Genomic DNA, 20,217 nt, shown 5'->3' with positions numbered 1-20,217 from the left:
GCTACACTGGCCGCTGTCTTTATCAGCCAGCAGGGCGGGTTGCGTATGCACAATCGCATGATGATCACCGGCGCGGGTTCCGGTCTGGGGCGCGAGATCGCGTTGCGCTGGGCGCGCGAGGGCTGGCGGCTGGCGCTGTCGGACGTCAATGAGGTTGGCCTGGCCGAGACCCTCGGGCTGGTGCGCGAGGCCGGCGGCGACGGTTTCAGCCAGCGCTGCGATGTGCGCGATTACAGCCAGCTGACCGCGCTGGCCCAGGCCTGCGAGGAGAAGTTCGGCGGCATCGACGTGATCGTCAACAATGCCGGCGTGGCCTCCGGCGGTTTCTTCAGCGAGCTGTCGCTGGAGGACTGGGACTGGCAGATCGCGATCAACCTGATGGGCGTGGTCAAGGGCTGCAAGGCGTTTCTGCCGCTGCTCGAACGCAGCCGGGGACGGATCATCAACATCGCCTCCATGGCGGCCTTGATGCAGGGCCCGGCGATGAGCAACTACAACGTGGCCAAGGCCGGCGTGGTGGCGCTCTCGGAGAGCCTACTGGTGGAACTCAAGGCGCTGCAGGTCGATGTGCATGTGGTCTGTCCGTCGTTCTTCCAGACCAATCTGCTGGATTCCTTCCGCGGGCCCACGCCGGCCATGAAGGCACAGGTCGGCAAACTGCTGGAAAGCTCGCCGATCAATGCCGAGTTCATTGCCGATTACATCTTCCAGTCGGTCGCCGCCGGGCAGTTCATGATTCTGCCCCATGAGCAGGGACGCATGGCCTGGACGCTCAAGCAGAAGAACCCGCAATTGCTCTACGACGAAATGACCAGCATGTGCGAGAAGATGCGCGCCAAGGCGCAGCGCGGCTGAGCCGCCGGGGATGGCGAGCGCCTGCCGTAGCGGTCGAGGGCGCCAGGCGACGCCATGCGGCTGGCCGATAACGCGGTTCGGACTTGCCCTCGCTGGCACGCATCACTAAGGTTGCCGATCCGGCCGGCCTGGCCGTCTGATCAGGATTGTGCGTGAAACCCGTATCCCGAACCCTGTTGCTGCTGGCCCTGGTGGCGGCCGCGCTCAACCTGCGCCCCGGTATCACCTCGCTGGCGCCGCTCATCGAACGTATCGCCCAGGAACTGTCCCTGAGCCGGGGCTTCATCAGCCTGACCACGGCGCTGCCGGTGCTGTGCATGGGCCTGCTGGCGCCACTGGCCCCCCGCCTGGCCGTGAGGTTCGGCCTGGAACGCACCATCACCCTGTGTCTGGCGACCGTTACCCTGGCCTTGCTGCTGCGCCTGGTCGGGCATTCCAGCCTGCTGCTCATCGGCAGCGCGGTGCTGCTTGGCGCGGCCATCGCCATTGCCGGCCCCTTGCTGGCGGGGTTCATCAAGCACCATTTCGCCGGTCGCATGGGCCAGGTGCTGGCCTGGTATTCCCTGAGCATGGCCATTGGCGGCGCCGCGGGCGTGGTGCTGACCCTGCCGGCCACCCAGCTGTTCGCCGACGACTGGGTCTATGGCCTGGCCGTGTGGGCCTTGCCCGCCGTGCTGGCCGTGGCGCTCTGGTGCGCCCTGCCGAAGCGGCGCGAAGAGCCGTCGAGCAGCGAGGAAGCCAGCGCAGGCTTGCCCTGGCGTGAGCCCAGGGCCTGGCTGATCAGTGTCTTCTTCGCCCTCCAGGCGGGGCTGTTCTACGCCGTGGCGACCTGGACCGTGGCGCGTTACCAGGAAGCCGGCCTGTCGCAGTTGCACAGCAATACCCTGTTCAGCCTGGCGATGCTGATGGGCCTGCCGAGCGCCTTCCTGCTGCCCTGGCTGGTGCAGCGGGTGAACAACCATCACCTGCTGCTGCTGGGGTGCGTCTGCATGACCCTGCTCAGCCTGAGCATGATCACCTTCGCGCCGGTCGTGCTGCCGGAGCTGTGGGCGCTGACCCTCGGCTTCGCCATGAGTGGCTCGTTCGCCCTGTCGATGCTGCTGCCGCTGTACGAGGCGGGATCGCCCATGGCCGTGAGCCGCTGGACGGCCATGATGCTGGGCCTGGGCTATGGGGTCGGTTCCCTGACCCCGGTGCTCAGTGGTCTGGCGCGGGACATGGCGGGCACCTACCAGGTGCCGTTCATGGTCCTGACCGGCATGTCCGCGACCATGGTCCTGCTGGCCTGGCTGATGCGCCGGGGCGCGAAGCGCGCCTGAGCCCGAGGCAGCGGTTGCCTTCCTTGAACCGGGCGGGTGTGATAGAAGGCAGCCCTGATTCTTGCGGAGTGACGGTGTGGAAGCCGAATCCATCGTGTATGGCAGCATCCGGGACTGGCCGGCGGATAGCCCGGCGCAGAGCCGGTTGCGGCGCGACAGCAATCGCCAGGTGCTGGATGCCTTGCCGGCGGGAGACGCCTGGCCGTTCCTCGGCCGGGAGATGTTTTCCTATTGCCAGCAGCCGGGCAGCGGTCTTTACCAGACCCAGGTCATCCACTTCGGCGCCAGTTACCAGGCGGTGGAGTACGAATGGAGCCTGTGGGTCGAGGCTTTCGAGGCGCTGCTCAAACGGCTGTACTGGGCCAGTGCCGTGGTGCATCTGGAAACCGAGTCGAAGGGTACCCACACCTTTCGCTGGGAGTCGGACAATGGCCTGTACAGCCCCCAGGATGGCGCGCTGCGCATGCGCTGTGCCTGGGAACGCGAGGCCTAGGGTCTGTTGACGTTTCACGCACGGCCGCGCCGAAGCCCGTTTTGCCGCGAGGCAAGGCACGAGCCGCGAAGTTTAGCGGGCTAAATGAGCCGGCGAGAAACGCAGCATCGCGGCAAAACGGGCCCGGCCCTTCGGGTGGGGCCGCCTAGGTTGCGCGGGAAATCTCGCCATGCGTTGTTGGAGGACTTGGCAAGGGAACACGCGGACGGCTAGTCCATTACCGGCGTCCTCCGCCTAGCCTGGCGAGATTTCTCGCGGCAACGCGGCTCGCGCTGAAACGTCAACAGACCCTAGGGGAGGACATTTTTCGCTAGTGTCGCGTCAACCCTGAAATGTCGGAGTCCCGTGGATACCGTCTTGATCCCTGACCAGCCAGAGCCCGTTCGGAATCAGGGTTCGCCAGTAGGAGCGTCGACCCCGGCGCGATGCGATGGCGGCCATGCTGCAATGCCGCGCTATGGCCACGATTCGCCGCGAGGGCGCGGCTCCCACACGAATGTGGCCATGCTGCGCTTATGGTGATACCGCGCGACCGACGCGATCCTAGCTAGGCCCCGGGGTCGGCCCGCACTGCCGGGGCCTCCTGTCGTCCTATTCTTCGTCCTCGACCAGCCATTCCCTGGGCACGTCGCGCCTGAGCGCCAACTGGCACTGCTGGCTTTGCGCATCGAAGACGATCACCGCCTCGCCCTTGTCCAGGGCGCGGCGTACCCGCAGCACGCGGGTCTGCAGTGGGGTTTCATCGCCGTTGTCGGTTCCGTCGCGGGTGACGAAATCCTCGATCAGGCGGGTGAGGGTGTCGGCTTCGAGCAGGTGGGCGGGAATCAGCACGGTCGTCTCCTGATGGCGGGCGCATGCTAGGGTCTGTTGCGCCTCCAGCGCAAGCCAAGTGCGATCCGGCCTCGGCGGCGACTGCCCGCTTCAGGCCAGCAGCCGTTCGAGGGTGCTGTACAGCAACTGGATGTCCAGCGGCTTGCCGAGGAAATCGTCCATGCCGGCGCTGGCGCCCTGTTGCCGGTGTTCATCGAGCATGTGCGCGGTCAGGGCGACGATGGGCACGGGAGCCCAGTTGTGCTGGCGCTCCAGCTGGCGGATCTGCCGGGTCGCTTCGAAACCGTCCATTTCCGGCATTTCACAGTCCATCAGGATCAACTGGATGCCCTCGGGGTCGCGGCGGTATTGCGCGACAGCGGCCACGCCATTGATCGCCATGCGTACGTCGTAGCCGCGCTTCTTCAGTACGCCCTGAGCCACCAGCTGGTTCACCGGATTGTCTTCGGCCACCAGGATGCAGGGTTTGCTCCTCCCGTCATCACACACCTCCTGCGGCAGGGCCTGCGACCGGACTCTGGGCTCTTCGTACAGCTCTTGCAGGGCGTCGCGCAGGGCGGTGACGGCCAGCGGCTGAGGCAGGCTCAGCAGGCGCAGGTCGTTGCCGGAGGGCGCCGGCGACGGGCACTGATCCGGCGGGCACAGCAGCAGTACCCGGGGCGGCGCTTCGCGTTTGGGCAGCACACCGTCCAGCCAGGTGTCCGGGCTCCCGGGCCAGGGGGCCATGAGGATCAGCAGCGGCGCTACGGCGTAGTCCTCGAGGTAGCCGGCCAGGCTCGAGGGCGTCTGGCAGCGCTCGGTGCGCATGCCCCAGCGGCCGAGCAGGTGGCTGAGGGCATCGAGGGCCAGTCCGTCGAGCGAAGCGAGCAACGCGGGGCGTCCACTGACCAGGCTGCTCAGCGCGTCCGGGCGATCATCCTGCGCTTCGCTGCCCAGGGGAATATCGAAGGCGAAGCGGGTGCCCTGGCCTGGTGTGCTCTGCACCTCGATGCGGCCGCCCATCATTTCGATCAGCTCCTTGCTGATGGCCAGGCCCAGGCCGCTGCCGCCATAGCGGCGGGTGGTGCTGGAGTCGCCCTGGGCGAAGGACTCGAACAACTGCTTGATCGCCTCGCCGTCGATGCCGATACCGCTGTCGCTGACGGCGAACACCAGGTGGGGTTCGCCCTGGGCGTTGCTGCGCCGGCAGATGTTCAACGCCACGTGGCCGTTGGCGGTGAACTTCAGGGCATTGCTCAGCAGGTTCATCAGTACCTGCTTGAGGCGCGTCGGATCGCCCTGCATGCGCCGGGGGACGCCGTTCTCCATGCTGATGTACAGGCGCAGGTGCTTGTCCAGGGCCTGGCCGGTGAACAGGCTGAGGGTTTCGGAGAGCAACTGTTCGAGATCGAATTCGATGCGCTCGAGACTCAGCTTGCCGGATTCGATGCGGGCGTAGTCGAGGATGTCGTTGATCACCGCCATCAGCGCGCCGCCGGAGCTGGAGATGGTGTCCACATAGAAACGCTGGCTGCGATCCAGCGGTGTTTCGCGCAGCAACTGCAGCATGCCCAGCACGCCATTGAGCGGCGTGCGGATTTCGTGGCTCATCTTGGCCAGGAAGCGGCTCTTCGCGCGGCTCTCGACATGCGCCTGCTCGGCGGCCTGGCGGGACAGGAAGCCTTCTTCCTTGAGGCTGTTGATACGGTCGGCCAGGCCGATGGACAGGGTGATCAGTTCGATGATCACGCCGATCTTCACCGCCGTGGCGCCGAAGATACCGAAGGCTTCGATGCCCAGCGATCCCGTGGTGGCCTGGATGAAGGCGAACAGCAGGATGCCCCAGGCCAGGGTGTAGTAGGAGCCGTAGCGCAAGCCCTGGCGCCAGGCGTACAGGCCGGTCAGTAGCAGTACCAGGGAAACCGCCGACAGGGTGATGCTGGCCAGGATGTTCCAGGCCATGAAGCCGATCAGCGGGACCGAGAGCAGGCAGGCGATCGTCAGCGCCAGAAGCAGGCGCAACGCGTTGTCCAGGCGTGGGAAGTGTTGTTTGGTGTGCAGGAAATGGCGGCTGAACTGCAGGGCGCTCAGACAGTGCAGGTACATCAGCAGGTAGATGCCGAACGCCTGCAGGGTGACGAAATCGGGCAGCAGCTTGAACAGCATGCCATCGAAGCTGGCGGCCAGCAGACCGACGTTGAGGTTGTAGGCCAGGTACCAGAAATAGGCGGCTTCGCGTAGCGACAGGTAGAGAAACAGGTTGTAGCAGAACATGGCGAACAGCACGCCATAGAAGGCGCCGTTGAAGCCCATGAGGGTTTCCTGGTCTTCGGCGCTGGCCGCATGGGTGCTGAAGAACAAGGGCACGAACAGGGTGCTGCTGCTCTGCACGCGCAGGTAGAGGGTGGTGCGCTCGGGCGGCAGCTGGACCGGGAACCAGAAATTGCGCACCTTGACCGTGCGCTGGGAAAAGGGCTCGGTATCGCCGCCGCTCTGTTGCCTGACCTCGCCGTTGGGGTCGATCAGGTACAGCTGCAGGGAGTCGAGCAGCGGATAATTGACTTCCAGGTAGCCGTGCAGCGCCTGGTTCAGGCGGTTGTCGAGGGTGATGCGGAACCACCAGGCCGAGGTGTTCTTGCCGAGGTTGGCATGGGTGCCGCGCACCGCGCTGAAGGCCGTGTCCGGCAGTGCGCGCACCTGCTCCATGGTCAAGCTGCCGCTGGCATCTTCGTAGTACCGGGCGAACTGTCCCAGGGCGAGGCGCAGGTCGCTGCTGTCCAGCACCGCAGCCGGAGCGGACCAGGCCGGGCCGCCTGGCCAGAGAAGCAGGAGAGCAAGCAGGAGACGAGGCATCCGTGGCGAACCTCAAGGGCGTCGAACCGGGCTCGCGAGCGGCACCGATTGTCCTTTTCCAGCTACTTTGCCCGGATGCGCGGCGGCCTTCAAGCGAATGAGGGCAGGGCTGTCGTGCCATGCGCTCAAGAGCGTCGAAAAGCCGGAAGCGGAACGACAGGCGCAAGGGCTTGGGCCGGGCTTGCCCGTTTTCCTCGAGGGCCGATGGCCCAATGCCGGTCAGTCAAGCGTTTGGCCCGCAAAACGGCGGTTTGCCCAGGCCCTGTGGGAGCCGCGACACCGCGGCGATTGCTGGCCATGACACGCTTTGTGCAATGGCCACGACCGCATCGCGCCGAGGTCGACGTGCCCACATGGGCGTTGCCGCCCTTATCCCATCGGCATTAGCCGATGGGCGCAACGTGCGCAGGCGCGTTCAGCTGTCGCGCTCGCGCGTGCCCACCAGGCTATCGACGGTGGGCACGCGGGTGTCGCTCTCCATTTGCGCGTCATGTTCCAACTGGTGGCTGAAACGCTCCAGGGAGCCTTTCGCCGGCTGGGCATCGCTGGCGAATACCGGCGGGCTGAGCAGGTAGGCGCTGAGCAGGCGGGCGAGGGCGGCGAGGCTGTCGATGTGGGTGCGCTCGTAGCCATGGGTGGCGTCGCAGCCGAAGGCCACCAGCGCGGTGCGGATGTCGTGCCCGGCGGTGACCGCCGACTGGGCGTCGCTGTGGTAGTAGCGGAACAGGTCGCGGCGCACCGGGATCTCGTGGTCGCTGGCCAGGCGCAGCAATTGGCGCGACAGGTGATAGTCGTAGGGCCCACCCGAATCGTGCATGGCCACGCTGACCGTGTGTTCGGTGGAGCGTTGCCCGGGGGCCACCGGCGCGATATCGATGCCGACGAATTCGCTGACGTCCCAGGGCAGGGCGGCGGCGGCGCCGGAACCCACTTCCTCGGTGATGGTGAACAGCGGGTGGCAGTCGATCGGCGGTTCCTGGCCGCTTTCCACCACCGCCTTGAGGGCGGCGAGCAGGGCGGCGACGCCGGCCTTGTCGTCCAGGTGGCGGGCGCTGATGTGCCCGCTTTCGGTGAATTCCGGCAGCGGATCGAAGGCCACGAAGTCGCCCACCGAGACGCCCAGGCTTTCGCTGTCGGCGCGGCTGGCGGTGAGGGCGTCCAGGCGCAGTTCGACGTGATCCCAGGAAATCGGCATCTGGTCGACTTCGGTATTGAAGGCGTGGCCGGAGGCCAGCAGCGGCAGCACGCTGCCACGCAGTACGCCATGGTCGGTGAACACGCTGACGCGGCTGCCTTCGGCGAAGCGGCTCGACCAGCAGCCGATGGCGGTCAGGCCCAGGCGGCCGTTGTCCTTCACTTCGCGGACCATGGCGCCGATGGTGTCCAGGTGGGTCGATACCGCACGATCCGGGCTATAGCGGCGGCCTTTGAGGGTGGCGCGAATGGTGCCGCGGCGGGTCATCTCGAAGGGAATGCCGATTTCCGTGAGGCGCTCGGCGACGTAACGCACGATGGTGTCGGTAAAGCCCGTGGGGCTGGGGATGGCGAGCATTTCCAGAAGGACTTTCTGCAGGTACTCGAGATCGGGTTCGGGAAGTTGCGACATGGAATCTCCATCTGTGGGATGGCAGGCAGACCTGCGAAGGTCTGCCCGGCAAAGAAATCGAGCGGGCCGGTAGGCTAATGCCGGTCAGTCGAGCATCCGGCCCGCAAAAACGGCGGTCTGCCCCGGCCTGCAGGAGCCGCGCCCCCGCGGCGAATGGTGGCCGCGCCACGGACTCTGCGGGGTGGCCGCCATCGCATCGCGCCGAGGTCGGCGCTCCTACACGGGTGGCGGTTTACCGCTCTTCTGTAGGCGCCCCCTGCTCCTACAAAAACCTTATCTGATCGGGCCAGGCTGGCAGGCGCCTTTTGTGCCGAGCGCGAACGCTGTCTGGCCGCACACGCCGCCTGCCGTCAGGGTTTCATCAAGCCACCACGCGGCTCAGCGGGAACAGCAGATCGATAAAGCGCTCGGCGGTGGGCTGCGGCTCGTGATTGGCCAGGCCGGCGCGCTCGTTGGCTTCGATGAACACGTGTTCGGGCTGATCCGCCGCCGGCACCAGCAGGTCGAGGCCCACGACCGGGATATCCAGGGCGCGGGCCGCCTTCACCGCGGCCTCGGCGAGGGCCGGGTGGAGAATGCCGGTCACGTCCTCGAGAATCCCGCCGGTGTGCAGGTTGGCGGTCTTGCGCACGGCCATGCGCTTGCCCTGGGGCAGCACGCTGTCGTAGTCGTAGCCCGCGGCGTGCAGGGTGCGCAGGGTTTCCGCATCCTTGGGGATGCGGCTTTCCCCGGCCGTGGCGGCCTGGCGCCGGCGGCTCTGGGCGTCGATCAGCTCGCCGATGCTGTGGCAACCGTCGCCCAGCACCTCGGCCGGACGGCGGATCGCCGCGGCGACCACCTCGAAGCCGATCACCACGATGCGCAGGTCGTACCCCGGGTGATAACTCTCCAGCAGCACCCGTTCGTCGAAGGGCAGCGCGCGTTCGATGGCCGCCTGCACTTCGGCCGGCGTGCGCAGGTCGACCGCCACCCCCTGGCCCTGTTCGCCATCCACCGGCTTGACCACCAGGCTGCCATGCTCGGCGAGGAAGGCGGCGTTGTCCTCGGCGCTGCCGGCCAGACGCTGGGCCGGCAGGGCCAGGCCGGCGCGGCTGAGGGTACGATGGGTCAGGCGCTTGTCCTGGCACAGGGTCATGGTCACGGCGCTGGTCAGGTCGGTCAGCGACTCGCGGCAGCGCACGCGGCGTCCGCCATGGCTGAGGGTGAACAGGCCGGCTTCGGCATCGTCGATATGCGCCTCGATGCCGCGCCGGCGGGCTTCGTTGACGATGATGCGCGCGTAGGGGTTGAGCTCCTCATCCGGGCCGGGGCCGAGGAACAGGGGCTGGTTGATGCCGTTCTTGCGCTTGATGCTGAAGGTCTGCAGCTCGCGAAAACCGAGCTTGGCATACAGCTTCTTGGCCTGGTCGTTGTCGTGCAGCACGGACAGGTCGAGGTAGCTCAGGCCGCGGCTCATGAAGTGTTCGACGAGGTGGCGCACCAGCACTTCGCCGACGCCGGGGCGGCTGCAGGTCGGGTCGACCGCCAGGCACCACAGGCTGCTGCCGTTTTCCGGATCGCGGTAGGCCTTCTGGTGGTTGAGCCCCATCACGCTGCCGATCACCGCGCCGCTGTCTTCATCTTCGGCCAGCCAATACACCGGGCCACCCTGGTGGCGCGGCGTCAGCTTGTCCGGATCGATGGGCAGCATGCCGCGCATCTGGTACAGGCAGTTGATCGCCTGCCAGTCTTCCGGCGCCTGGGCGCGGCGGATGCGGAAACCACGAAAACCCCGGCGCGCCTGGCGATAGTCGCTGAACCACAGGCGCAGGGTGTCGGAGGGGTCGAGGAACAGCTGCTGCGGGGCCTGGGCCAGCACCTGCTGCGGCGCCGCCACGTACAGGGCGATATCGCGTTCGCCAGGCTCTTCGGTGAGCAGTTCCTCGGCCAGCACGGCGGCGTCCGGGAAGGTGTGTCCGATCAGCAGCCGGCCCCAGCCGCAATGCACCACGCGCGGCTGGCAGATGCCATCGCCGTGTTCTTCGGCGAAGCGTGCCTGCAGGCGTTCGTAGGACGGGGGTTGACCGCGTAGGAGGCGTTGATTGAGGGCAGTGGCTCGCATTGGAGAAGTCCTTTGCTTTCGCATCGCCCGGAACGTGTCCGCGGGCGTCTGTTGGCCTGTTCGGTGAGCCGCGGCGAGGCGGCTGCGGCCATTCCTGATAGGTGACGGGGCGCCCGAAGCGCCCCGGGCCAGTTTACAGTCCCTGTTCGCTCAGCCACAGGTTCAGTGCCGCCATCTGCCACAGCTTGGAGCCGTGCAGGGGGGTCAGCTGACCCTGTGGGTCGGTCAGCAGGCGGTCGAGCATGGCCGGGTTGAACAGCCCGCGATCCTGGCTCGGGTCCACCAGCAGCTCGCGTACCCAGCCCAGCGTCGCGCCTTCCAGGTGCTTGAGGCCGGGCACCGGGAAGTAGCCCTTCTTGCGGTCGATCACTTCCGCCGGAATCACCTGGCGGGCCGCTTCCTTGAGCACGTACTTGCCGCCATCCGGTAGTTTGAACCGAGCGGGGATGCGTGCGGAAAGTTCGGCCAGACGGTAGTCCAGGAACGGGGTGCGCGCTTCCAGGCCCCAGGCCATGGTCATGTTGTCGACCCGCTTGACCGGATCGTCGACCAGCATCACCGTGCTGTCCAGGCGCAGGGCCTTGTCCACCGCCGCCTCGGCGCCGGGCTGGGCGAAGTGCTGGCGGACGAACTCGCCGGCGGCGTCGTCGGTCAGCCAGGCGGGTTGCACGCAGGCGGCGTATTCCTCGTGGTCGCGGTCGAAGAAGGCCTTGCGGTAGGCGCTGAAGGCATCCTCGGCGCCATCGACCAGCGGGTACCAGTGGTAACCGGCGAACAGCTCGTCGGCGCCCTGACCGCTCTGTACCACCTTGCAGTGCTTGGCCACTTCCCGCGACAGCAGGTAGAAGGCGATGCAGTCGTGGCTGACCATCGGCTCGCTCATGGCGCGGAAGGCCGCTGGCAACTGCTCGAGAATCTCGTTCTCGCCGATACGCAGCTGATGGTGCCGGGTGTCGAAGCGCTGGGCGATCAGGTCGGAATACTGGAACTCGTCGCCGCGCTCGCCACCGGCATCCTGGAAGCCGATGGAGAAGGTCAGCAGGTTGTCCACCCCGGCCTCGCGCAGCAGGCCGACCAGCATGCTCGAGTCGACGCCGCCGGACAGCAGCACACCGACATCCACGGCGGCGCGCTGGCGGATGGACACGGCTTCGCGCATGCCGTCGAGCACGCGGTCACGCCATTCTTCCAGGCCGAAGCCGGCTTCCTCGCCCCGGGGGCCGTAGGGCAGTGTCCACCAGACCTGCTGCTCGACTTTGCCCTGGGCGTCGACACGCATCCAGGTGGCCGGCGGCAGTTTTTCGACCCCGGCGAGAATGGTGCGCGGCGCCGGCACCACGGCGTGGAAGTTCAGGTAGTGGTTGAGCGCGATCGGGTCCAGGGTCTTGCCGATATCACCGCCCTGCAGCAGCGCGGGCAGGCTCGAGGCGAAGCGCAGGCGATCGCGGCTCCTGGACAGGTACAGCGGCTTGACGCCGAGACGGTCGCGGGCGATGAACAGCTTCTGCGCGTCACGCTCCCAGATGGCGAAGGCGAACATGCCGTTGAGCCTGGGCAGCAGTTCGCTGCCCCAGGCGTGGTAGCCCTTGAGCAGCACTTCGGTGTCGCCGCCGGAGAAGAAGCGGTAGCCGAGCTGTTCCAGCTCGTTGCGCAGTTCTGGGTAGTTGTAGATGGCGCCGTTGAACACCATCGACAGGCCCAGATCGTTGTCGATCATCGGCTGGCCCGAGGCTTCGGCGAGATCCATGATCTTCAGCCGGCGATGGCCCAGGGCGATGGGCCCCTGACTATGGAAACCGTGGGCATCCGGGCCGCGCGGCGCCAGGTGGTGGGTGATGCGTTCGACGGCGGCCAGGTCGGCCGGTCGGTTATCGAAGCGTAATTCGCCTGCTATTCCGCACATAGTCTATAAAGCCCGTGTAATTCCTGGGCTCTGTTCCTCCTTACCGTCAGTCCGTACCAGTGTTGTACCGGTTCTGATTTTCCCTCTCGCTCCAGAGCGCGCCGGAGACGATCGAAGCGTTCATGGGGGCCGAACACGGGATCGCCGTGAGCACCCGAGCCTTTTCGAGTCCCCGCAAGGCGTGATCGTTCAATAAAACCTCCCGGCGGTTCAAGGTCCGGCTCCTGCTCCCACGGTGGAATTCGCTGGCGGCGACGCCTTGCCCTTGCGCACGTCTGCGGCGTTCCCGGGCGCCCGGAGATACCTGTGTAAAGGCCTGAAAATATCGCGCTAGAGGCTTCCACTCGTCGGGGAGTACGGCATACGGACGAAACCACAATCCTGATGAGCTTTACTGTAGTGGGTAGTTGCCATCAAGGGAGAAGGGCACATGTTCGGTCGCCATCTTAAGCAGGAGCTGTCGGAACAACGTGCGGAGCTGACTGAGCTACGCCAGATCAAGGAGGCGATAGAGGACGAACTGATCTCGTTCACCATCGATGATGGCGGTCTGCTGGAATCGGTCAACCAGCGCTTCCTGGATGCGCTGCAGTACACCCGGGAAGAATTGCAGCAGCGTCCGCTGGACGACCTCATCCCCGACTATGTCAAGCAACTGGCGTGTTACCGGGGCCTCAAGGAGGCGATCGCCAGTGGCAGGCACATCAGCGATCACTACCGTTTTCTGCGCCGCGATGGCCGGGAAATCTGGTTACGAGCGGTCTGGCAGCCACTCAAGGATGCGTCGGGGCAGGTTTACAAAACGCTTTGCTTCGCCCGTGACGTGACCGAGTCGGTCGAGCTGGCCAAGGAGAACGAAGGCTTGATCAAGGCCTTGCTGCGCTCGACCGCGGTCATCGAGTTCAACCTCGAGGGCGAAGTGCTCACCGCCAACGACCGCTTCCTGCAGGCCATGGGCTACCGGCTCGAGGACATCAAGGGCCGGCATCACAGTCTGTTCTGCGACCCGGAGGACGTGCGTTCACCCGGCTATCAGGAATTCTGGCGGCGTCTCAATAGTGGCGAGTACGTGGCCGATCGTTTCAGGCGGATCGACAGCAATGGCCGGACGGTATGGCTGGAGGCCACCTACAACCCGGTGCTCAACACCCGTGACGAGCTGTACAAGGTGGTCAAGTTCGCGATCATCGTCACCGAGCAGGTGAACCGGGAAAACGAGATCAGCGAGGCGGCGGATATCGCCTACAGGGTCTCGCGCGAGACCGACGCCAGTACCCAGCGTGGCGCGCAGGTGACTCAGGACACGGCGGCCATCATGAACCGGCTCGCCGAGCAGATTCAGAGCGCGGCTCATGAGATCGAGGACCTGGGCAAGCAATCGGTGCTCATCAGCTCCATCGTGCAGACCATCAGCGGCATCGCCCAGCAGACCAACCTGCTGGCGCTCAATGCCGCCATCGAAGCGGCCAGGGCTGGCGAGCAGGGGCGCGGTTTCGCCGTGGTCGCCGACGAGGTGCGGCAACTGGCCGGGCGCACCAGTTCGGCGACCGAGGAGATCATCGAGGTGGTCCAGCGCAACCAGCAACTGGCGCAGACCGCGGTCGACAGCATGACCCAGAGCAGGAGCCAGGTGGAGCAGGGGCTGGCGTTGGCCAACCAGGCGGGCTCGGTGATTCTGGAGATCCAGGATGGCGCCCAGCATGTGGTCAGCGCGGTGAACCGCTTCGCCGTTCACGTCAACCACGACAAGGCGTCGCCGCAAGGCTGATCGGCCGGGTCAGTCGTTGCGGATCAAGCGCCGCAGGGCGAAGCGGTTGGGATGGCAGGCTTCGGCGACGTCCCGCGGCACGGGGAGCGGCTCGTCGTCGAGCCAGGCGGCGAGCAGCTCGCCCGACAGGGGCGCGCTGATCAGCCCGCGTGAACCATGCCCGCTATTGACGTACAGCCCCTCCAGCCATGGGCAGGGCGCCTGCGGTACCTGCCGCGCGTCGCGGGCGAGCGGCGCATAGGCTTCGGCGAACGCCTGGGCGTCGGCCAGGGGGCCGATGATCGGCAGATAATCCGGGCTGGTGCAGCGAAAGGCGGCGCGGCCTTGCAGACTGTCCGGCGCCAGCGTGCCGGCCTGCAGGCGTTCGGCCAGGTCGCTGGAAATCTCCTCGAGCAGGCGCAGGTTGCCGGCATGCTCGGCACTGCTCGGGGTCAGGTCGTCGCTGCTGAAATCGAAGCTGGCGCCGAGGGTGTGTTCGCCGTCGCGCGCCGGGGCGACGTAGCCTTCGGCGCAGACCACCGTGCTCAGTGCCGAGCTGGAGGGGCTGGCCGGCAGACGGCTGATCTGCCCGCGGATGCGCTTGAGCGGCAGCTGCTCGCACTGGGCGAAACGGGTGATGTCCGCCGCGCCAGCGAGAATGACCACCGGCGCACTGGCGATCAGGCGATCGCCGTTCCAGGCCTGCCAGCCATCCCCGGCGCGGCGCAGTTGCAGGGCTTCCCGGTGGCTGTGCAGGCGGATGCCGGGGTGCTCGATCAACTGCCGGCACAGCGCTGGTGGGTGCACCCAGCCCGCTTCGGGGTAGAACAGCCCGCCCGTGGCCAGGGCCACGCCGGCCTTCGCCGCGGCGGCGTCGCGCGTCAGGCTGACCAGCAGGTCGCTGGGAAAGGCCGCGGCCAGTTTGGCCTGGCGCTGTGCCTCGCGCTCGTCGAAGGCCAGTTGCAGGACGCCGCAGTCATCCCAGTCCCGGCCTTTGTGCAGGCGTTCGAGCAGGCGGCGGGTGTGGCCGAAACCCGCGACGATCAGGCGCGACAGCGCCGTGCCATGGGCGGACAGCTTGAGGTACAGCACGCCCTGGGGGTTGCCCGAGGCTTCCTCGGCGATGTCGCCATGACGCTCCAGCAGCTCCACCTGCCAGCCGCGCGCGGCCAGGCTCGACGCACTGGCGCAGCCGGCCAGCCCGGCGCCGATGACCAGGGCGCGACGCTCGCCGCGCTGCCGGGCGGGCCGCGCGAACCAGGGTTTGCCGCCCTGGCTGGGCGCGGCCGCGAAGGTGCCGCGCAGCACTTCCCATTTCTTGCCCTGGCCAGGGACGCGCCGCATCTGGAAGCCGACCTCGTTGAGCCCGCGGCGCACGTAACCGGTGCTGGTGAAGGTGCCGATCGTGGTGCCCGGCGCGCTCAGCCTGGCCAGTTCGATGAACAGTTCCTGAGTCCACATCTCGGGGTTCTTCGCGGGCGCGAAACCGTCGAGGAACCAGGCATCGATGCGCGCGTCGAGCTGCGTCAGCATGGCCGTGGCGTCGCCGATCATCAGCGTCAGCACGATGCGGCCGCCGCCCAGCACCAGGCGCTGGAAGCCCGGGTGCAGAGCCACGTAGCAGCTCAGCAGTTGTTCGCTGTAGGGCGCCAGTTGCGGCCACAGCGCCAGGGCGCGCCGCAGGTCGGCGTGGCTCAGCGGATGCTTTTCCACGCTGACGAAGTGCAGGCGCGCATCGGCCGGGGCCTGGGCCTCGAACAATTCCCAGGCGCAGAGGAAATTCAGCCCGGTGCCGAAGCCGGTTTCGCCGATCACCAGTTGCTCGCCGGCGCCCAGCGCGGCGCAGCGTGCCGGCAGGTCGTTGTTGGCGAGGAACACGTAGCGGGTTTCTTCCAGGCCGTTGTCCTGGGAGAAATAGATGTCGGCGTACTGGCGGGAGCTGGGTTGACCCTGTGCGTTCCAGTCGAGTTGTGCGTGATGGTCGGCCATGGCGAAGTTCCGGATCGAGCAGGGCGGCGATTCTAGCAGGCTGCCCGGCGCTTGGGCGGCGCGGCCCCGGGTCAGGCGTTGGCGCGCGTGGCGAATACCTGGAACAGGTCGACGGCGTGGTTTTCCGGCGGCTCCAGGTGCAAGCGCTGTTCGATGTTGCACAGGTGCTGCTCCATGCAGCGTACCGCGCGGGCGCTGTCGCCCTGCAGCACGGCTTCGGCCAGGGACTGGTGCTCGTCGTGGGAGCACTGCACGCCGTTGCGGTTTTCGTAGAGGGCGATGATCAGCGAGCTGCGGGCGATCAGGCCATCGAGCATGTCGCCCAGGGTGCTGTTGCCGGCGATGCGCGCCAGCAGCCGGTGGAAATCGCCGGACAGGCGCACGAACTCGGGGCGCTCGGGATCGTGCCCCAGCGCCAGTTCGGCGGCCACGTGCTCGCGAATGGCCTTGCGGTCACGCGCCTGCATGCGTTTGCAGGCTTCTTCGATCAGCGCCTTCTCGATCACCCGGCGGGCGGCGAACACTTCGCGGGCCTGCTGCGGGGTGGGTTCTTCGACGAAGGCGCCGCGGTTCATCTCCAGACGCACCAGCTTCATATGGGCCAGTTCGCGCAGCGCGGCGCGGATGTGGTTGCGGTTGGCGCCGAACACCTGCACCAGGTTCAGCTCGGTCAGGCGCGTGCCTGGTGGCAGGCGCTGTTCGACGATGGCGTCATGAATGGCGCTGTGGATGCGTTGGATTTCGCGCAACACATGACTGGACATAGGGGCTCACCTTGACTGCTTAGGAGACGGAAGCACTGTCGGTGTCAGGATAATTGTTAACAATTGTGCTGGGAAGTCCCCGAGCGCGTGAATGCTGGTGCACGCCAGCGCACAGGTGCGCCGTTATTGTGCAGGCATCTTGGACGGAATTAGCAACCACAGGGTTTTCGAGCTTCCGGCAAGTTTTCTGCCAGGCCCTGCTTAGACTTGTTTTTCAATGGCATAGCGCCTGGACGAGAGTGTTCGGAGACGCCGTACACGATCTGTGGCACAGCAGTTGCTAACACTGGAATTGAAATTGTTAGCAACTCTGGATGGCGATGATGTCGGGAAAAGGGCAGGTCGAACTGGTATCGGTGCACAAGACCTACGCTGGGCATGCGGCGGTCAGCGACATCAATCTGAAGATTCCCAGCGGCAGCTACTGTTGCCTGCTCGGCCCCAGCGGCTGCGGCAAGAGCACCACCCTGCGCATGCTCGCCGGTCATGAGGCGGTCAGCTCGGGCGACATCCTCATGGACAACCGCAATGTCACCGACTTTTCGCCGACCCAGCGTGGCACGGCGATGATGTTCCAGAATTATGCCCTGTTTCCGCACATGAACTGCCTGGACAACGTCGCCTTCGGCCTGCGCATCGCCGGCTTGGGCAAGGCCGAGCGCCATGCCCGGGCCACCGAGCTGCTGGCGCTGGTGAACATGCAGGGGTATGCCGAGCGCTTTCCCGAACAGCTCTCCGGCGGCCAGCAGCAGCGTGTGGCCCTGGCCCGTGCGCTGATCACCCGGCCGGACGTGGTACTGCTCGACGAGCCGCTGTCGGCCCTCGACCCCTTCCTGCGCATCCGCATGCGCAAGGAACTCAAGGCCATTCAGAAGCAGTTGGGCCTGACCTTCATCCACGTCACCCATTCCCAGGAGGAGGCCTTCGCCCTGGCCGATCTGGCGGTGGTGATGGAAGGCGGGCGCATCCAGCAGGTGGCGCCGCCCCGGCAACTGTTCGAGGCGCCGAGCACGCCCTTCGTGGCGCAATTCATCGGTGGCCACAGCCTGATGAGCGCGACCCTGGGCGAGCGCACAGGCGAGCGCACGCTGCTGACCATCGAGGGCAACGGCGTCGGCCGGCTGGATGACCGGCAACTGGGCGGCCAGGCCGCCATGCCCGTGGGCAGTACGCTGGCGTTCTCGGTGCGTTGCGACCATCTGGACATCCTGCCGGCCGGCAGCGAGGCCGACGCCGAGCGCTGCGTGCTGCCGGCCACGGTCAGCGACGTCGAGTTCCAGGGCGCCTTCGTCTATGTCGAATGCCGGGCCGCCAGCGGTACGCCGCTGATGGTCTATCTGCCGGATCGCCAGCAGCAGGTGCCCACGGTGGGCAGCGAGGTCTGCCTGGCCTGGCATCCCGATCACCTGAATCCGTTCACCCACCACAACAATGCGACCACGGAGGTTCAGCCATGAGCGAGCACGACCATAACGATCTGGTGCCAGGCACCGAAAGCAGCGCCCCGGACAGCGGCAAGGGGCTGTCGCGCCGCTCGCTGCTCAAGGGCATGGGCGTCGCCTCCGCGGTGGCGGTGGGCTCCGGCGCCATCACCGGCTTCCCGATGATCTGGGCGCAGAACATCAAGAACGTCACCTTGCGCCAGTTCGGCACCGGCGTGTCCAACCTCAACGATATCGCCATCAAGGCCAAGGAAGACCTGGGGATCACTCTGCAGCTCACCGCCCTGGATTCCGACGCGGTGGCGCAGCGCGCGGTGACCCAGCCGAAATCCTTCGATATCGCCGACATCGAGTACTGGATCGGCAAGAAGGTGTTCCCCTCCGGCACCATGCAGGCCATGGATACCCAGCGGCTGAAGAACTTCGACAAGATTTCCCAGTTGTTCATCACCGGCAAGCTGACCCCGGACTCGGTGATCGCCCAGGGCACCGCGCCGCATACCGTGGGCTTCGTCGAAAGCGCCGATTCGCTGAAGTTCGCCAGCGAACCGACGCGCTGGATGACCCTGGTGCCGACCATCTACAACGCCGACACCCTGGGCATCCGCCCGGACCTGGTCGGGCGGCCGATCGGCAACTGGCGCGACATCATGGACCCGGCCTTCAAGGGCAAGACCTCGATCCTCAACATCCCGTCGATCGGCATCATGGACGCGGCGATGATCTGCGAGTCGATGGGCGAGATCCAGTACGGCGACAAGGGCAACATGACCAAGGACGAGATCGACAAGACCATCGCCATCCTCATGCAGGCGAAGAAGGACGGCCAGTTCCGCGCCTTCTGGAAGAGCTTCGACGAGTCGGTGAACCTGATGGCGTCCGGCGAGGTGGTGATCCAGTCGATGTGGTCGCCGGCGGTGGCGGCGGTGCGCAGCCGCGGCATCGAGTGCGTCTACCAGCCGCTGGAGGAGGGCTACCGCGCCTGGGGCGGCGGCATCGGCCTGGCCAGGCACCTCAGCGGGCTGGAGCTGGATGCGGCCTACGAATACATCGACTGGTACCTGTCCGGCTGGGTCGGCGCCTACCTCAACCGCCAGGGCTACTACAGCGCCGCGCCGGAGACCTCGAAGGCGTTCATGAGCGCCGACGAGTGGGGCTACTGGATGGAAGGCAAACCGGCCCAGGGCGAGATTCTCAGCCCGGATGGCAAGGTCATGGAAAAGGCCGGCGCGGTGCGTGATGGCGGCTCCTATGAGCAGCGCATGGGCAGCGTGGCCTGCTGGAACTCGGTGATGGACGAGAATCGCCACATGATCCGCAAGTGGAACGAGTTCATCGTGTCCTGAGGCGGGGCAGCTTCAATGCGTAGGGTGGATGACGCTTTTCTCATCCACCATTTGGGCCGCGGCAAGGTGGATGGGTGAAGCGTCATCCACCCTACGAACGGCGGCCAATGAATTTCACTCGACTGGATTCGATATGCGTAGCGGACTCGCCAACCTCAGCCACCTGCAGGCCCTGCCGCTGGCGCTGACCCTGCTGCTGTTCCTGGTCTTTCCGATCGGGGTGATCGCCGTGGTCAGCTTCTGGGACTACGATTCCTATCAGCTGATCCCCGATTTCATTCTCGACAACTACCAGTACCTGCTGACCTCGCCGGTGACTTGGCAGGCCTACCTGAACACCTTCAAGTACGCCCTGATCACCTGGGCTATCACCCTGGGGCTGGGTTTCACCGTGGCCTATTACCTGGCCTTCCACATTCGCAGCAACAAGGTGCAGACCTTGCTGTTCCTGCTCTGCACCATTCCGTTCTTCACCTCCAACATCATCCGCATGATCTCCTGGATTCCGCTGCTGGGGCGCAACGGCCTGGTCAACAACGGCCTGATGGGCGCCGGCCTGATCGAGCAGCCGCTGGAGTTCCTGCTGTACAGCGACTTTTCCATCATCCTCGCCTACGTGCACCTGTACACCCTGTTCATGGTGGTGCCGATCTTCAACACCATGATGCGCATCGACCGTCGCCTGATCGAGGCGGCGCGCGATGCCGGGGCCCGTGGCTGGCAGATCCTGCTGCTGGTGATCGTGCCGCTGTGCAAGTCCGGCATCCTCATCGGCAGCATCTTCGTGGTCACCCTGGTGATGGGCGATTTCGTCACCGTGCGCATCATGGGCGGCGGCCTGCACGCTTCGGTGGGGGTGCTGATCCACAACGAGATCAGCCTGCTGCAGTACCCGGCCGCGGCGGCCAGCGCGGTGGTGCTGCTGGCCACGGTGCTGCTGATGCTGGTGGCGATGTTCCGCCTGGTCGATATCCGCAGGGAGCTGTGAA

General features: G+C 66.1%; 14 protein-coding genes. 7 read left to right on the top strand and 7 right to left on the bottom strand.

The window, feature by feature from the left end; translation table 11 throughout:
- The first annotated feature begins 45 nt into the window (after positions 1 to 45).
- The 3 genes from DNK34_RS02755 to DNK34_RS02745 all read left to right on the top strand — a co-directional run bounded on the left by DNK34_RS02755 (position 46) and on the right by DNK34_RS02745 (position 2,667).
- The gene (locus DNK34_RS02755; RefSeq protein WP_131177537.1) at positions 46 to 855 is read left to right on the top strand and encodes an SDR family oxidoreductase; all 810 of its coding nucleotides are present in this window, start codon (positions 46 to 48) and stop codon (positions 853 to 855) included.
- A 152-nt stretch (positions 856 to 1,007) separates the two neighbouring features.
- Complete coding sequence (locus DNK34_RS02750; protein WP_131177536.1) at positions 1,008 to 2,174, top strand: MFS transporter; 1,167 nt, start codon at positions 1,008 to 1,010, stop codon at positions 2,172 to 2,174.
- Between the two features lie 76 nt (positions 2,175 to 2,250).
- Positions 2,251 to 2,667, top strand: coding sequence for a hypothetical protein (locus tag DNK34_RS02745; protein ID WP_131177535.1), 417 nt, complete (start codon positions 2,251 to 2,253; stop codon positions 2,665 to 2,667).
- A gap of 591 nt (positions 2,668 to 3,258) precedes the next feature.
- Here DNK34_RS02745 and DNK34_RS02740 read toward each other — a convergent pair.
- The 5 genes from DNK34_RS02740 to DNK34_RS02720 all read right to left on the bottom strand — a co-directional run bounded on the left by DNK34_RS02740 (position 3,259) and on the right by DNK34_RS02720 (position 11,940).
- Complete coding sequence (locus tag DNK34_RS02740; RefSeq protein ID WP_131177534.1) at positions 3,259 to 3,498, bottom strand: YheU family protein; 240 nt, start codon at positions 3,496 to 3,498, stop codon at positions 3,259 to 3,261.
- Between the two features lie 90 nt (positions 3,499 to 3,588).
- Positions 3,589 to 6,330 (bottom strand): hybrid sensor histidine kinase/response regulator, encoded by a 2,742-nt coding sequence (locus DNK34_RS02735; protein ID WP_131177533.1) that lies wholly within the window; start codon positions 6,328 to 6,330, stop codon positions 3,589 to 3,591.
- A gap of 415 nt (positions 6,331 to 6,745) precedes the next feature.
- Entirely contained in the window at positions 6,746 to 7,936 is a 1,191-nt protein-coding gene (locus tag DNK34_RS02730) for an osmoprotectant NAGGN system M42 family peptidase (protein WP_131177532.1), read from the bottom strand.
- A 361-nt stretch (positions 7,937 to 8,297) separates the two neighbouring features.
- A complete protein-coding gene (gene ngg, locus DNK34_RS02725) occupies positions 8,298 to 10,037 on the bottom strand; it encodes an N-acetylglutaminylglutamine synthetase (RefSeq protein WP_131177531.1) in 1,740 nt (579 codons plus the stop codon).
- 133 nt (positions 10,038 to 10,170) lie between these two features.
- Complete coding sequence (locus DNK34_RS02720; RefSeq protein WP_131177530.1) at positions 10,171 to 11,940, bottom strand: N-acetylglutaminylglutamine amidotransferase; 1,770 nt, start codon at positions 11,938 to 11,940, stop codon at positions 10,171 to 10,173.
- 430 nt (positions 11,941 to 12,370) lie between these two features.
- Here DNK34_RS02720 and DNK34_RS02715 point away from each other — a divergent pair, with 430 nt between their 5' ends.
- The gene (locus tag DNK34_RS02715) at positions 12,371 to 13,708 is read left to right on the top strand and encodes a methyl-accepting chemotaxis protein (RefSeq protein ID WP_131177529.1); all 1,338 of its coding nucleotides are present in this window, start codon (positions 12,371 to 12,373) and stop codon (positions 13,706 to 13,708) included.
- Between the two features lie 9 nt (positions 13,709 to 13,717).
- Here DNK34_RS02715 and mnmC read toward each other — a convergent pair whose 3' ends face one another.
- Positions 13,718 to 15,676: a bifunctional tRNA (5-methylaminomethyl-2-thiouridine)(34)-methyltransferase MnmC2/FAD-dependent 5-carboxymethylaminomethyl-2-thiouridine(34) oxidoreductase MnmC1 gene (mnmC, locus tag DNK34_RS02710; protein ID WP_131177528.1), complete on the bottom strand. Its 1,959-nt coding sequence runs from the start codon at positions 15,674 to 15,676 to the stop codon at positions 13,718 to 13,720.
- A 71-nt stretch (positions 15,677 to 15,747) separates the two neighbouring features.
- On the bottom strand, positions 15,748 to 16,440 hold the full coding sequence (locus tag DNK34_RS02705) for a GntR family transcriptional regulator (protein ID WP_131177527.1): 693 nt from the start codon (positions 16,438 to 16,440) through the stop codon (positions 15,748 to 15,750).
- 323 nt (positions 16,441 to 16,763) lie between these two features.
- On the opposite strand from DNK34_RS02705, the gene DNK34_RS02700 reads away from it, so the two are divergent.
- The 3 genes from DNK34_RS02700 (at position 16,764) to DNK34_RS02690 (ending at position 20,216) form a co-directional block, all read left to right on the top strand.
- Positions 16,764 to 17,897, top strand: a complete 1,134-nt coding sequence (locus tag DNK34_RS02700) for an ABC transporter ATP-binding protein (protein ID WP_131177526.1) — start codon at positions 16,764 to 16,766, stop codon at positions 17,895 to 17,897.
- Positions 17,894 to 19,228, top strand: a complete 1,335-nt coding sequence (locus DNK34_RS02695) for an ABC transporter substrate-binding protein (RefSeq protein ID WP_131177525.1) — start codon at positions 17,894 to 17,896, stop codon at positions 19,226 to 19,228. Before DNK34_RS02700 ends, DNK34_RS02695 begins: the two co-directional genes overlap by 4 nt.
- Before the next feature lie 133 nt (positions 19,229 to 19,361).
- Positions 19,362 to 20,216 carry an ABC transporter permease gene (locus tag DNK34_RS02690; protein ID WP_131177524.1) on the top strand — a complete coding sequence of 285 codons (855 nt, stop codon included), beginning with the start codon at positions 19,362 to 19,364 and terminating at the stop codon, positions 20,214 to 20,216.
- Position 20,217 lies beyond the last annotated feature (1 nt).

Origin of the sequence: Phytopseudomonas dryadis (assembly GCF_004327355.1) — a bacterium.
In the GTDB taxonomy this organism is placed as follows: domain Bacteria; phylum Pseudomonadota; class Gammaproteobacteria; order Pseudomonadales; family Pseudomonadaceae; genus Aquipseudomonas; species Aquipseudomonas dryadis.
This window is presented reverse-complemented; position numbering and strand designations above follow the sequence as displayed.